Below are 13,495 nucleotides of genomic sequence, written 5' to 3'. Positions count from 1 at the left end.
CCAGAGGTTGATCGTCATCGGTGGGGACGCCGCGGGGATGAGCGCGGCCTCCGCCGCCCGCCGCCAGCTGCCCCAGGACCAGTTGGAGATCGTGGCCTTCGAGCGGGGCCACTACACCTCGTATTCGGCCTGCGGGATCCCGTACTTCATCGGCAAGGACGTCGCCGACACCACGGAGCTGATCGCCCGTACCCCGCAACAGTTCCGCGACCACCACGCCATCGACGCCCGCACCGGTCACGAGGTCCTGGAGATCGACCTGCACCGCCGCGCCGTGCTCGTGCGCGACCTGACCGCCGGCCGGGAGGCCTGGGAGGGTTTCGATCAGCTCATGGTCGCCACCGGGGCCACCCCGGCCCGCCCGCCACTGCCCGGGATCGATGCGGCCGGTATCCACGGGGTGCAGACCCTCGACGACGGCCTGGCCTGCGGGCGGTGCTGGAGCGGGACCGGCCGGGCCGGGCGGTGGTCGTCGGGGCCGGCTACATCGGCCTGGAACTGGCCGAGGCCCTGTCCGCCTGGGGCGTGGACATCACCGTGATCGGACGCCCCCCGGCCCCACTGCCGGGCCTGGACCCGGACATGGGCGCGCTCATCGCCACCGCGATGGAAGGGTACGGGATGGAGGTGCGGATGGAGGAGACCGTCACCGGCTTCGAGACCCACACCGGGAAGGTCACCGCCGTGGTCACCGATCAGGCCACCATCCCCACCGAGCTGGTGGTCCTCGGCCTGGGGGTGACCCCGAACACCACCCTGGCCGCCGACGCCGGGATCCCCCTGGGCGAGACGGGGGCGATCGCCGTGGACCGCCGGCTGCGCACCGGCATCGAGGGGGTGTGGGCCGGCGGGGACTGCGTGGAGAAGTTCCACCGCGTCTCCCGCCGCCACGTGGCCCTGCCGCTGGGTACCCACGCGAACAAGGAGGGCCGCACCGCCGGGATCAACCTCGGCGGCGGCTACGCCACCTTCCCCGGGGTGCTCGGCACCGCCGTGACCAAGATCTGCGACATCGAAGTCGGACGCACCGGCCTCGGCGAGGTCGAAGCGCAGGCGGCCGGCTTCGACCCCGTCACCGCCGTGGTCGACTCCACCACCCGGGCCGGCTACTACCCCGGGGCCAAACCCATCCGCACCAAACTCATCGCCGAACGCGGCACCGGACGGCTGCTCGGCGCCCAGATCGTCGGGGAAGAAGGCGCGGCCAAGCGCATCGACGTGCTCTCCGTGGCGCTGTGGCACGAGACCCCGGTGGAAGAGCTGCTCAACATCGACCTCTCCTACGCCCCGCCGTTCTCCCCGGTGTGGGACCCGGTGCTCATCGCCGCGCGCAAGACCTGGCAGGCCGTCGAGACCGACCGCGCCCGCACCGAACCCGGATGACCACCGGCCCCTCCAGGGGCAGGCAGTGCCCTGCCCCCGGAGCCTTCCTCTACCGTGGAAGGCCACAGACCAGTCCAGGATCGAGGTGCGCACCGTGCGGATCGGTGAAGCGGCCGCAGCCGCCGGCATGACCACCAAAGCCCTACGGTTCTACGAACAGCACGGGCTGCTGCCCCCGGTGCACCGCGGCTCCAACGGGTACCGCGACTACCCACCCGAGGCCCTCGCCCGCCTGCAGTTCATCCGCCGAAGCAAGGCCGCCGGACTCAGCCTGGCCGAGATCCGGAACATCCTGCAGATCCGCGACGCCGGGCAGGCCCCCTGCGCCCACGTAGCCGCACAGCTCGCCCAGCAACTCACCGACCTCGACCAGCACATCGCTGAGCTCACCGCCCTGCGGGCCTCCGCGGCCGAGCACTACCAGGCCGCCTCCCAAGGCGACCCCACCCAGTGCGATCCCGCCCAAATCTGCAGCTACCTCTGAGCCCACAGCCGCACCACGGCCGCCAAATACCTCTGTCAGAACACCGCCATTCACCGTCGACAGTCACAGGGACAGCCCGCCAGGCGTGCCGTCGTTCCTCTCGATAAGTAGCGGTGGTGTCCGGTGAGGGTTCCTCAACCGGGTCGGAGGGAGCGTTTGGCTCTGCCAGCCGCTCAGAGGGTGGTATGCGGGATGATGCCCCTCCCCGCCGTCACCGGTTCGGCGTGGCTGTCGGCATCAATCGCGGCGGTATGACGCGCCTGTCGCGGCAGGTGGGATGCTGCGCGTTGCTCTGGCGTCAGCTGTCAATCGCTGTTGCTGGGATTAAGCCCCCCGCTGGGTCGAAGGTTCGCCTCGTGCTCACTCTGGCCATCCGCATCCTCGGGCTCGCCGTCGTTCAGTAGCCCCTGATCGCGGAGCAATTGCGCGGGCATCTCGTACTCGTGCCTGATCAGGTGGTGCACGAACTTGCCCAGCCCCTCGGCCTCGGCGACCGTCACCTCGTCGTAGTCCTCCGGGTGAGCGCCCTCGTTGCCCAACTGGTTGAGATGGTCCGCCCAGTCCCACAGTGATTTATGAAGGTCACCGGACTCCTTCATGTGCCTCAGCGCTGGCTTCAGGAAACGCTCGCCTCGCGCCTTCTCCCCACCCTTGTCCTTTACGAAGAGGTGCAGGGCCGACCGAAACATCACCGACGCTGCACGGCTCGCCCCAATGCTTAGGCAACGCATCCCCTCGTCGTACGCGGACGCCACTTCCCTGTTGACTTGCTTGTCGAGGATGCCCATGCCGGGGGCGGGGTACCAGTGGATGCCCTCGCCCATCTGGTCGGTCACGACCAGCGTCCCTCTCTTGCATCCGGAGCACGTCAGGGTCGCGATGTGGTGGGTCTGGATCCAGCCGATGTGGGAGCTGTTGTATCCGGCCAGAGCCCCGTGGGGTTTGGACTCGTAGTTGGAGATTCGACCGCACCAAGGACATGGTCCTGTCTTGTCGTGTGGTGTCGGAAGGGTGTCAGGGTTCTCTTCAAACATTCGTGGCCACCTTAGCTGCGTCAAGATGCCTGTGAAGGCTGATCTGGGCGAGGAACAGACTGTCGGAGGCGGGGTGTCCGGTTGACTGTGAAGGTTTATGCATGCATCACATGGTGTCATCAGGCACCGGCCGTTCGGGGCATCCACGTGACTGGCGCACCCGGCCGTGTCCATCTGGGCGTTTTGCCACTCCAGTGGGCCGTCCGATGAGCCATCCGCTTGCGGGGTGAGTCTCATGGTCAGCGCCCCTCGCCCGAGGTAGCAGAAGCCGTCACCGAGCAGCGAAGGAACCCCGCCACATAACGGCGGAAGTCACAGGGACAGCCCGCCAGGCGTGCCGTCGTTCCTCTCGATAAGTAGCGGTGGTGTCCGGTGAGGGTTCCCCTTACGGGCATGCGATCTGGGCTGACGCCTGTGACCGAGTGTTCAGTGCGCGCTGTATAGTTCAGTCCATGCTGACTATTGCTTCGCGTCTCGACGTGATGAACCGCCTGGGTCGTGCACTGGCCGACCCCACTCGATCCCGGATCATCTTGACCCTGCTCGACCATCCCGCTTACCCGGCGGAACTGGCCCGAGATCTGGACCTGACACGCCCGAACGTGTCCAACCACCTGGCATGCCTGCGCGATTGCGGGATCGTCGTCTCCGAGCCCGAGGGTCGTCGGACACGATATGAGATCGCCGATTCGCACCTGGCGCAGGCGCTGACGGCACTGGTCGATGCCACCCTGGCAGTGGACGAAGACGCCCCGTGCATCGATCCCGCCTGCTCGCTTCCCGGATGCGACGCAGCTGGGGAGGGCGCATGATCCTCACCTCGGTCTTGCAGGCGATGGGCCTGTTCGCAGCGACCAACATCGACGACATCATCGTGCTCTCCCTCTTCTTCGCGCGAGGGGCAGGCCAGCGCGGCACTACCGCCCGCATTCTGGCCGGCCAGTACCTCGGATTCGCCGGCATCCTCGGTGCCGCGGTCCTGGTGACCATCGGTGCCGGAGCATTCCTGCCCTCGGCAGCCATCCCGTACTTCGGTCTCATCCCTCTGGGCCTCGGCCTCTGGGCCGCATGGCAGGCCTGGCGCGGAGACGATGACGACGATGACGACGAGGCCAAGGTTGCCGGCAAGAAGGTCGGCGTGTGGACAGTCGCAGGCGTCACCCTTGCCAACGGCGGCGACAACATCGGCGTCTACACCCCTGTCTTCCTCAGCGTGGAACCTCTCGCAGTAGTCGCCTACTGCATCGTCTTCCTCGCGCTCGTCGCGGTCCTGGTGGCCCTGGCAAAGTTCGTCGCCACCCGCCCCCCGATCGCCGAAGTGCTCGAACGCTGGGAGCACATCCTCTTCCCCATCGTTCTCATCGGCCTCGGCATCGTGATCCTCGTCAGCGGCGGAGCCTTCGGACTCTGACGTAGCGGCAGCGATCCAAACGGCCCCGACCGGGCGCACCCCTCTCGGTTCAGACCGCGACACCTACCTGCAGCCAGTCCTGCGTGATCGTGGCAACAAGACCGCCACGGAGCGCTGCAAGAACCCCGCCACCAAGCGAACGAAGCCACAGATATCGGCCGCCGGCCCTAACCTGAGTCGGTGGATCGAGGCTAAGACTTCCGCTCGCTCCACTCGGGCTTTACTCGTGAGTGAAGTTGGCCTTGCGCTTCTCGCTGAAGGCGGTCATGCCTTCCTTCTGGTCAGCGGTCGAGAACAGGCCGTGGAACACACGACGCTCGTACTGCACACCCTGCTGGAGGGTGGTTTCGTAGGCCGCGTTGACGGCCTCGACGGCGTGCTGAGCAACAGGCTTGGAGAGCCCGGCGATGGTGCGAGCGACGTCGTTAGCGGTGTCCAGGAGCTGGTCGGCGGGGACCACGCGAGCGACGAGGCCGGAACGCTCGGCTTCCTCGGCGTCCATCTGACGGGCGGTGAGGATCATGTCCATGGCCTTGGACTTGCCGATGGCCCGGGTTAGGCGCTGGGTGCCGCCCATGCCGGGAATGACACCCAGGTTGATCTCGGGCTGACCGAACTTCGCGGTGTCCGCAGCGATGATGAGGTCGCACATCATGGCCAGCTCGCAGCCACCACCCAAGGCATAACCAGCAACGGCGGCAATCTTGGGAGTGCGCAGGCGGGCGAAGGCGTCCCACGGTGAGAAGAAGTCCACGCGGTACATTTCAGCGGCGGACTTGGTGGCCATTTCCTTGATGTCGGCGCCCGCGGCAAAGGCCTTCTCGGAACCGGTCAGGATGATCGCGCCGATATCCGGGTCGCGGTCGAGCTCGGTGGCGGCGGCAACCACGTCGTTCATGGTCTGCTCGTTCAAGGCGTTGAGCGCCTTGGGGCGGTTCAGGGTGATCACGCCGACGCGGCCGTCACGGCTCATCAAAATGGTCTCGTACTCGGTGTTTTCGCTCATGTGACCAGCATCTCATGGGGGCCTTGAACCAACCTTGAAAAGCAGAGTGTGAAGGCACGTCACACCGCGGAAACATGCGGGTACTACCATGACCGCATGCGCGAATTGCAGGCTCAGATCATTTCCGAACTCGGTGTGAAACCGCAGATCGACCCCGCTGGGGAAGTCGAACGCAGAGTGGACTTCCTGTGCGACTACCTCAAGGCCACCCATACCAAGGGATTCGTCCTAGGGATTAGCGGCGGAGTGGATTCCACGCTGGCCGGCAAGCTGGCTCAGATGGCCGTGGAGAAACTTCGCACCGAAGGCAGTGACGTCCAGTTCGTGGCCATGCGACTGCCGCACGGGGTGCAGCACGACGAAGCCGATGCCCAAGCAGCTCTCGCGTTCATCGCGCCGGACCGCACCATCACCTACGACGTTGCCCCGGCCGTGCGCGGTTTCGAAGAGGCTTACGAGTCGGCCACCGGGTCGGAACTGACCGATTTCACTCGCGGAAATACCAAGGCGAGGGTGCGGATGACGGCCCAGTACGCCGTCGGCGGGGACAACAACCTGTTGGTGATCGGAACGGACCATGCCGCGGAATCGGTGACCGGATTCTTCACCAAGTTCGGTGACGGTGGCGCGGACCTGTTGCCGCTGGGTGGGCTGAACAAGCGCCAGAACCGGCAGCTGCTCGAGTACTTGGGGGCGCCGGAGCCGTTGATTTCCAAGGTGCCCACCGCGGACCTGCTGGACGACAACCCCGGCCGCACGGACGAGGACGAACTGGGGCTAACGTACAACGACATCGACGACTTCTTGGAGGGCAAGGAGATCGCCACCGAGGTCGCAGAGCGGTTGGAGACGATCTTCCTGCGCTCGCGCCACAAGCGCACCGTACCGGTGACCCCGGCCGATGAGTGGTGGCGCTGACTGCCGCTGCCAAACAATCGGTAGCACCGACCGCACGGCAGTGGTGAGATCAGAGAATCGGGCGGAGCGGAATCAGTACGGTCTCAGCGAACCGCGCCATGGGGTGACGGTCGCGCCAGCGCGGTGAGCTGAGGATCTCGCAGTGCTCGGTGTCCGCTTTAAAGACCTTCTCCATCTCTGCGGCGAAGTCCGGGTCCACGATTTCCACGTTCGTTTCGTAGTTGAACGAGAGTGACAAACGGTCGATGTTGGCGGTGCCCACGGTGGACCATTCGCCGTCGATCGTCGCGGTCTTGGCGTGGATCATGGACGCGGCGTACAGCAGGATGGTCACGCCGGCGTCCAGGAGCTGGCCGTAGAACCCGCGGGACACCCAGTCCGCCAGGATGTGGTTGGAGTCCTTGGGGACCATGACCTTGACGTCCACGCCGCGCTTGGACGCAGCCATGAGCGCTTCCAAAATCTGCTGGTCAGGGATGAAGTAGGGCGTGGTGATCCAGATGTGGTCCTTGGCGCGCTCAATAGCGCTCAGATACAGGTGGCGAATCGGGTAGACGAGTTGCACCGGAAGGTTCGCGGCAACGCGCACCTCCGGATCCCAGTTCTGCGGGGGAATCCACTCGATTTGGTCGTCCGGGTCACGCTCCTCGTTCCACACTCGTGCGATGGAATTGCGCAAACCCCACACGGCCGGGCCGATTTCACGCACGTGGGTGTCACGCCATTGGTTGGCGTAGATGGAGCCAATGTTGTAGCCACCGACAAAGCCGATGTTGTCGTCCACCACCAGAATCTTCGAGTGGTTGAAACCGCTGTACCGCAACAGTCCTCGCCACCATTTACGCCACACCACGGGCATGCGGAAAACGTTGACGTTGTCGGAGAACTTGTAGAAGGAGTTGGGAATCACCAAGTTGGCGAAGCCGTCGTAAATGACGTAGACATCCACTCCGCGATCCGCGGCCGCGTTGAGGGCGTCCAGAAACCGCTGACCGACTTCATCGTTCTTCCAGATGAACGTCTCCATGTGAATGGATTCTTGGGCTCCGTTAATGGCTTCGAGCATGTCGTCGTAAACGCTGTCACCCGAGGTGTAGATGTTGATCTCGGACTCTTCGACGTGCGCCGTAAACGTACCCGGCCGCGGTGCATCGCGGACCTTGCGGTCGCGGTGCTTCCACCAGTCCAACCCGGCCAGTGAGGCGATGACCGTGGCCTGAGCGGCAGCCAGTGAACCGGCTGCCACCACTCCCGTCTTGAACAGGAGTGAACGTCCCTTGCGGTGGGCTGCGGCGGCTCTGGTCTTCATACGTCCAGCCTACTTGGCCAGCCTTCGCGAGAGCCTAGGGCGGGACCGCACCGTGTGCCGGAGGGGCGTCAAACACCCTGAAATTTACTTGCCACGGAATGCGTTAGTACGGGTGTGAGCACACACGAGCACTTTTTCCTGGACAAGTCCGACCCCGGCAGCTGGCGAGCCATCAACTCGTTCTCGCGCAAGGTGGCCGCCGCTAACGAGGAAGCCGAGATCCCGCGTTCCGTCACGGAACTTCTCAACGTGAGGGTTTCGCAGATCAACGGCTGCGCGTACTGCTTAAACATGCACGTGCGCCAGGCACGCGAGGCGGGCGTGACCGATCAGCAGCTGGCAGTCTTGCCCGCGTGGCGCGAGACCCAGGTGTTCAGCCCGCTGGAACGATCCGCCCTGACCATCGCGGAAGCGACCACCGAGCTGGACCACTCCACGTTGCACCAGGAATTGACGTCCGCTCGGGAAACGCTGACGGACAAGCAGTTCTCCGCGCTGCAGTGGTCAGCCATCGCAATCAACGCCTTCAATCGGATTTCCATCCTGTCCGGCCACCCGGTGCGCGCCAAGCGCAGCGAACAGTAGTCGGCACACGGTTAGAGGAGACAGCCATGACCGAATCGAACAACATCACGGTCCGCAACAACCCGGACCGCCACCGCTTCGAGCTGGTGGATGGGGACACCGTGATCGGTGAATCCCACTACACGGCGCATCAGGACGGTGACCGAGCGGAGCGGATTTTCTACCACACAGTGGTCGACGAATCGTACGGCGGCCAGGGCCTTGCAGCGGTTCTGACCAAGCAGGCGCTGGGTGAAACCGTGGCCGAGGGCTTGGCCATCGTGCCGGTGTGCCCGTACGTGAAGCTGTGGGTGCGGAAGAACGATGACTACGCGAGCGACGTCGTCACCGTAAAACCCGAGCACCTGCAAACGCTCGCCGCGCTGGGCGGAAAGTGAACGCGCGCCAAGTTTCCTGCAAGGGCCCGCGGCTCGCTACGGTGGTGTCATGAGAATCGCCACGTGGAACGTCAACTCCATCCGAGCCCGCGCCGATCGCATCGAAGCGTGGCTGGACCGCTCGGACGTGGACGTGTTGGCCATCCAGGAAACCAAGGCCAAGGACGAGAACTTCCCGTGGGAGTTGTTCGAGTTCGCCGGTTACGAAGTGGCCCATTTCGGCCTGAGCCAGTGGAACGGTGTGGCCATTGCCTCGCGCGTCGGGCTCAAGGACGTGGAGCGCACCTTCCCCGACCAGCCCGTGTTCGGCAAGGGCAAGCAAGAGCCGATCCAGGAAGCCCGCGCCATGGCCGCGACCTGCGGCGGCGTGCGTGTGTGGTCCCTGTACGTGCCCAATGGCCGCGGCCTGGATGACCCGCACATGCCCTACAAACTCGAATGGCTGCGCGTGCTCAAGGAACACGCCAAGCAGTGGGTCAAGGACGATCCCGAAGCACAGATCGCCCTGGTCGGCGACTGGAACGTGGCCCCGCAGGACGAGGATGTGTGGGACATGCAGTTCTTCCTGGACAACAACATGACCCATGTGTCCGAGGGCGAGCGCGCGGCGTTCAACGCGTTCATCGACGACGCCGGTTTCGTGGACGTGGTCCGCCCCCGCCATCCGGGCCCCGGCGTGTACACGTACTGGGACTACACGCAGCTGCGCTTCCCCAAGAAGGAAGGCATGCGCATCGACTTCCAGCTGTGCTCCCCCGCCCTGGCCGCGAAGGTCACGGACGCGTGGATCGACCGCGAGGAACGCAAGGGCAAGGGCGCCTCGGACCACGCTCCCGTGGTTATCGAGATCGACTGAGTCATGGCCTTGGTGAACGTGGGTACGCGTTCAGGGGGATCATCGGTCCTCCCATTCGCTTCGCCCTGCGCATTTACGTGCCGCAGGAGGAGTTGGACGCCGAGTACGCCCCCGCCATCCCGCGCGCCATGGACCCCTTCGAGGGCGGGGTTCACGAGCTCACCGAACAGCTGTCACGCCTGGCCGACCCTTCGGACACCCCACTACCCCCGGCGCGCGAGCGCTGTGGACCATTCCGTTTTCCGCCGCCCCCGCGGCCGAATCCCGGTTCGTGGGTGGGGTGGGAGATTTCCCGGTCTTCCACGCACCTCAGCGCTTGCGGCGTTCGCTTCGCTTGTTCTCCGACGCCGCCATGAACGACGGCGCTCAGCTCCTCCCGCTGCTGGTCCCGGAAAAGAAGGTCCGCGACGCCGCGCGGGAGATTTCCGGGGAACTCTTCGAACCGCTGTACACCCGCGAGTCCGCGTACGTGGTGCCATTGGCGTGGTTTGCGGCGTTCACCATGGAGGACCGCGTGGTCTCCTCCCATGCCGGTCACGAGGTGCACCGACTGATCGCACCTGCCGATACCGCGGCCCGGCGCGTGATTCAGGGCGCACAGATCGTTGAGGACGCCGCCCTGGCCACCGCCGGTCCCAACGCTGATGAGCTGTCCGAAGAGGCTCAGCAGGCCAAGGCCTTCGCGGACGATCTGACTCGACTGGGACGTTGGCTCGGCACCTTCAGCCCGGCCTCCCTCGTGTGCCTGGACTACGGCTCGCTGGCGGATCGCATCCAGCCCGATGAGAGCCCCCGCGACATGGCCGACGCTCTGGAACTCCTCCGCGCCGACGACCAAGGTGCCGCTACCGCGGCCCTCCGCCGAATCTTCCAACGGTGGTCACCGCTGGCGCACTTGCAGTCGGCGAATTAGAAGCGGTTAGGCCGGTCGACCCCACTCCACGATTTCCCCCACACCCCGCATGCTGACTAGCGTTGGAAGGGTGTCTGAAGAAACAGTGACCCCACGTCAGCAGTCCGGTACCGAGTGGTGGCGGGACGCCGTGATCTACCAGGTCTATCCGCGCTCCTTCAAGGACTCCAACGGAGACGGAATGGGTGATCTGGGCGGTGTGACCGAGAAACTGCCCTACCTCAAGCAGCTCGGCGTGGACGCGGTGTGGCTGTCGCCGTTCTACCTGTCCCCGCAGCACGATGCCGGGTACGACGTGGCGGATTACCGCACCATCGACCCGCGCTTCGGTACCCTCGAGGACTTCGACCGCATGTGCACTGACGCCCACGAGCTGGGACTCAAGCTCATCGTGGATCTGGTGCCCAATCACACCTCCGAGGACCACGAGTGGTTCCAGGCGGCGCTCGCCTCCCCGAAGGGCTCCGCCGAGCGCGCCCGCTACATGTTCCGTGACGGCAAGGGCGAGAACGGCGAGCTGCCCCCGAACAACTGGAAGTCGCTGTTCGGCGGCCCCGCGTGGTCCCGCATCAATGACGGTCAGTGGTACCTGCACCTCTTCGACTCGTCGCAGCCGGACTTGAACTGGGAGAACCCGGAGATCTGGGAAGAGTTCCGCAGCGTCCTCCGCTTCTGGCTGGACCGCGGCGTGGACGGCTTCCGCGTGGACGTCGCTCACGGCATGGTCAAGGCGGACGGGCTCCCCGACTGGGACGAACAGGTCCACATGGTCGAGGGCACGGACGTGGATGAGAAGGGCCACGCCGAGAAAACCATGGACACCGGCCCGTACTTCGACCAGGACGGCGTGCACGAGATCTACCGCGACTGGAACCAGGTCTTGGCCGAGTATCCCGGCGAGCGCATGCTCGTGGTGGAGGCATGGATCGGCCCCGCGGAGCGGCTGGCACTGTACGTTCGCCCGGACGAGGCGCAGCAGGCGTTCAACTTCGACTTCCTGATCGCCGGTTGGCACCGCGACCGGATGCGCAACGCGATCTCGGAGTCCCTGCGCGTGAACCAGGCGGTGGGCGCGCCGTCCACGTGGGTGCTCTCCAACCACGACACCGTCCGCCACGCCTCCCGCTACGGCTTGAGCTCCCGCACCGCCTACCCCAACGGGATCGGCGCGGACGACGAGCAGCCCGACGCCGCTCTGGGCCTCCGTCGCGCCCGCGCCGCCGCACTCGTGGAGCTGTCCCTGCCGGGTTCGGCCTACGTCTACCAGGCGACGAACTGGGCCTGCCTGAGCACACCACTCTGGACGCCGAGAGCCGCGAGGACCCCACCTTCTTCCGCACCGAGGGTCAGGAATTGGGGCGCGACGGCGCTCGTGTCCCCCTCCCTTGGTCCCCCGTGGGCAATGGGCTGGGCTTCGGCCCCAATCCGTGGTTGCCGCAGCCGGAGACCTTCGAGAACATCACGGTGGACCACCAGCTGGGCAACCCGCAGTCCGTGCTGAATCTGTACAAGAACGCCTTGCGTATCCGGCACGAACTGGCTCTGGGTCGCGCTGAGTTCGAGTGGGACCCCATGAGCGAGCAGGGATCGCAGATCCTGGCCTACCGCCTCACCACGGAGTCAGGCGACACGGTGCTCGTGGCCGCAAATGCCGGTGACGCACCCGTGGAGATCCCCGAGCTGACCAGCGGTGAACTCTTGCTGGCCAGCGGCCAGAGCGCGGTGATGGCTGGGAAGCTCGCGGTGGATCACACGGTGTGGATCAAGCTCTAGGACGCTGTTGTTCGGGGCCGGGCAAAATGGCGCGGCCCCGAACAACAGCGCTGCAGATCCGCGAGAAACTCAAGGCCGCGACGGGTCTCTGAAAAGGAGAGTCCGGCGTAGGCCTCGGATGCTACTTCTCCGGCAACGCCGCCGAACACTGGGTGGAAATCCACTCCTGCACCGGCTGAAGCGCGCGCTGAATCTGGGCGGCCTCTTGGGGCTGCAAAGTCTCGCCGGCGTTGTGCAGGAGGCTGACGGCGTCGTCGAACGCGGGAAGCACGGGCTCGGGCAACCGATCGCGGTGGGATTCGAGTGAGTCGGTGGCCTCGGTGATCACGGACGGATCCTGCCCGGCTTCAGGGGTGGCGTCCGTGGACCGGTCGGTGGTCATGGGCAGGACGACCAGTCCGGTGTAGACCTCGACCACGTCCAGGCAGGTTCCGGTGCTCGCGGTCTGTCCGGCGCCCGCCGGCGCCTCGGAGCCTCCGTTGGGCTGGGGGATCTCGCTGGGGACCTCGAACGTGAACGGCTCCTCGGCGTTGGAGGAGCAACCGGTCAGGGCGATCAGCAGACCCGAGGCGGCCACTGCCGCGGCAACTCGTTTCAGGGTCATGGGTTCACCCGCCATCCGCACGTGAGGTGCAGCCCATCCGGCCGAAAAACTGGGGGCGTACACGGTGATCGATACGCCTACAATTTAGGCGGCCAACCTCTGTAACGGCTGTGGGTTTTCCGCGTCTCCACCCGGTGAAATCGCGCGGGAGATCGGGATGTTCAGCAGGCCGAGTCGGCGACCCATCCTCGTGCGATCAGTTCGCGCAGCACGTCGTGATCCACCTGGTCCAACTTGGTCACGTACACGCAACTCACGCTGCGCTTGTGCGGGCCGAGGCGGTCGAGAAGTTCCTGGGCGCCGTCGCCACTTTGCAGCCCGTACAGCGAGATCGCGGCCTTGCGCGGCGAGAAGGCCACCTGCGCGGTATCGCCCTCGCGGCCGGTTTCGTAGCGGTAGTGATAGTGGCCGAACCCCACGATGGATTCACCCCACATCACGGGCTCGGCACCGGTGACCTCGCGAAAGATCTTGAGCAATTCCTTGCCCTGCTCCACGCGCCGCGGCCACGGCAGGGATTCGATCCAGTCCTCGGCGGACTGCTCGGAGGGCTTGGTCTTGACGTCCGCTGGATGGTTCGCGTGGCGGGCTTGGGTTCGACGACGCCGCTCATCGTTTCCAGCCCCTTCTCACCCAGAGCGTCGTTGAGACGGTTCAGGCCCTTCAGCCCCACGCCGTGCAGCGCGAGGAGTTCCTGGAAGTCGGCTCCGGCAAGTTGCTCGAGTTCGGTGATTCCCTGTGCAGCGAGCGCGCGGTGCAGCGGGCGCCCGTGCCCTTGATCTCCGTGAGTGCGGTCATGGGATCAGACTAGATGCAGGCGGCGGCCCTGAACACGATCGTGT

General features: G+C 65.5%; 16 protein-coding genes and 1 pseudogene. 12 read left to right on the top strand and 5 right to left on the bottom strand.

The genetic code is table 11. The annotated features are described in order from the left end of the window. The 3 genes from YO9_RS20090 to YO9_RS0111570 all read left to right on the top strand — a co-directional run. Positions 1-541, top strand: a 541-nt coding sequence (locus tag YO9_RS20090) for an FAD-dependent oxidoreductase (protein WP_262925672.1), incomplete at its 5' end; no start/stop codon positions are given. Beyond that, the gene (locus YO9_RS20085; RefSeq protein WP_262925671.1) at positions 436-1,383 is read left to right on the top strand and encodes an FAD-dependent oxidoreductase; all 948 of its coding nucleotides are present in this window, start codon (positions 436-438) and stop codon (positions 1,381-1,383) included. The genes YO9_RS20090 and YO9_RS20085, both read left to right, overlap by 106 nt. 94 nt (positions 1,384-1,477) lie before the next feature. Continuing rightward, positions 1,478-1,867, top strand: a complete 390-nt coding sequence (locus YO9_RS0111570) for a heavy metal-responsive transcriptional regulator (protein ID WP_031273185.1) — start codon at positions 1,478-1,480, stop codon at positions 1,865-1,867. A gap of 305 nt (positions 1,868-2,172) precedes the next feature. Here the strand turns inward: YO9_RS0111570 and YO9_RS0111565 are convergent, their stop codons facing one another. Continuing rightward, positions 2,173-2,901 (bottom strand): DUF4145 domain-containing protein, encoded by a 729-nt coding sequence (locus YO9_RS0111565; protein ID WP_016997610.1) that lies wholly within the window; start codon positions 2,899-2,901, stop codon positions 2,173-2,175. 452 nt (positions 2,902-3,353) lie between these two features. Here YO9_RS0111565 and cmtR point away from each other — a divergent pair, with 452 nt between their 5' ends. Beyond that, positions 3,354-3,713 carry a Cd(II)/Pb(II)-sensing metalloregulatory transcriptional regulator CmtR gene (cmtR, locus tag YO9_RS0111560; protein ID WP_006590980.1) on the top strand — a complete coding sequence of 120 codons (360 nt, stop codon included), beginning with the start codon at positions 3,354-3,356 and terminating at the stop codon, positions 3,711-3,713. Next, a complete protein-coding gene (locus YO9_RS0111555; RefSeq protein ID WP_016997609.1) occupies positions 3,710-4,312 on the top strand; it encodes a cadmium resistance transporter in 603 nt (200 codons plus the stop codon). Before cmtR ends, YO9_RS0111555 begins: the two co-directional genes overlap by 4 nt. 220 nt (positions 4,313-4,532) lie before the next feature. Here YO9_RS0111555 and YO9_RS0111550 read toward each other — a convergent pair whose 3' ends face one another. Then, entirely contained in the window at positions 4,533-5,318 is a 786-nt protein-coding gene (locus YO9_RS0111550; protein ID WP_016997608.1) for an enoyl-CoA hydratase, read from the bottom strand. Positions 5,319-5,414: 96 nt separating this feature from the next. Between YO9_RS0111550 and nadE the strand changes: the two genes are divergently transcribed. Next, complete coding sequence (gene nadE, locus YO9_RS0111545) at positions 5,415-6,236, top strand: ammonia-dependent NAD(+) synthetase (RefSeq protein WP_031273182.1); 822 nt, start codon at positions 5,415-5,417, stop codon at positions 6,234-6,236. Positions 6,237-6,285: 49 nt separating this feature from the next. On the opposite strand, the gene YO9_RS0111540 is transcribed toward nadE, so the two are convergent. Next, a complete protein-coding gene (locus tag YO9_RS0111540) occupies positions 6,286-7,545 on the bottom strand; it encodes a phospholipase D-like domain-containing protein (RefSeq protein WP_016997606.1) in 1,260 nt (419 codons plus the stop codon). 114 nt (positions 7,546-7,659) lie between these two features. Here YO9_RS0111540 and YO9_RS0111535 point away from each other — a divergent pair, with 114 nt between their 5' ends. The 5 genes and pseudogenes from YO9_RS0111535 (at position 7,660) to YO9_RS0111515 (ending at position 12,049) form a co-directional block, all read left to right on the top strand. Next, positions 7,660-8,130: a carboxymuconolactone decarboxylase family protein gene (locus YO9_RS0111535; RefSeq protein ID WP_016997605.1), complete on the top strand. Its 471-nt coding sequence runs from the start codon at positions 7,660-7,662 to the stop codon at positions 8,128-8,130. Positions 8,131-8,156: 26 nt separating this feature from the next. Beyond that, positions 8,157-8,507, top strand: coding sequence for a GNAT family N-acetyltransferase (locus tag YO9_RS0111530; protein WP_016997604.1), 351 nt, complete (start codon positions 8,157-8,159; stop codon positions 8,505-8,507). 49 nt (positions 8,508-8,556) lie between these two features. Further along, positions 8,557-9,363 (top strand): exodeoxyribonuclease III, encoded by an 807-nt coding sequence (locus YO9_RS0111525; RefSeq protein ID WP_016997603.1) that lies wholly within the window; start codon positions 8,557-8,559, stop codon positions 9,361-9,363. A gap of 280 nt (positions 9,364-9,643) precedes the next feature. Further along, the gene (locus YO9_RS0111520; RefSeq protein WP_223286465.1) at positions 9,644-10,276 is read left to right on the top strand and encodes a DUF8083 family protein; all 633 of its coding nucleotides are present in this window, start codon (positions 9,644-9,646) and stop codon (positions 10,274-10,276) included. Between the two features lie 49 nt (positions 10,277-10,325). Further along, a pseudogene (locus YO9_RS0111515) lies at positions 10,326-12,049 on the top strand (glycoside hydrolase family 13 protein). 121 nt (positions 12,050-12,170) lie between these two features. Here YO9_RS0111515 and YO9_RS0111510 read toward each other — a convergent pair. Beyond that, a complete protein-coding gene (locus YO9_RS0111510) occupies positions 12,171-12,653 on the bottom strand; it encodes a hypothetical protein (protein WP_223286464.1) in 483 nt (160 codons plus the stop codon). Positions 12,654-12,814: 161 nt separating this feature from the next. Beyond that, entirely contained in the window at positions 12,815-13,150 is a 336-nt protein-coding gene (locus YO9_RS0111505; protein ID WP_016997599.1) for a DUF1801 domain-containing protein, read from the bottom strand. A gap of 179 nt (positions 13,151-13,329) precedes the next feature. Here YO9_RS0111505 and YO9_RS20080 point away from each other — a divergent pair, with 179 nt between their 5' ends. Then, positions 13,330-13,464, top strand: coding sequence for a hypothetical protein (locus tag YO9_RS20080; protein ID WP_016997598.1), 135 nt, complete (start codon positions 13,330-13,332; stop codon positions 13,462-13,464). Positions 13,465-13,495 lie beyond the last annotated feature (31 nt).

This window comes from Kocuria atrinae C3-8 (assembly GCF_000286355.1).
GTDB classification, from domain to species: domain Bacteria; phylum Actinomycetota; class Actinomycetes; order Actinomycetales; family Micrococcaceae; genus Kocuria; species Kocuria atrinae_A.
The sequence above is the reverse complement of the archived record's forward strand: the minus strand, read 5'-3'. Positions and strand labels throughout refer to the sequence as shown.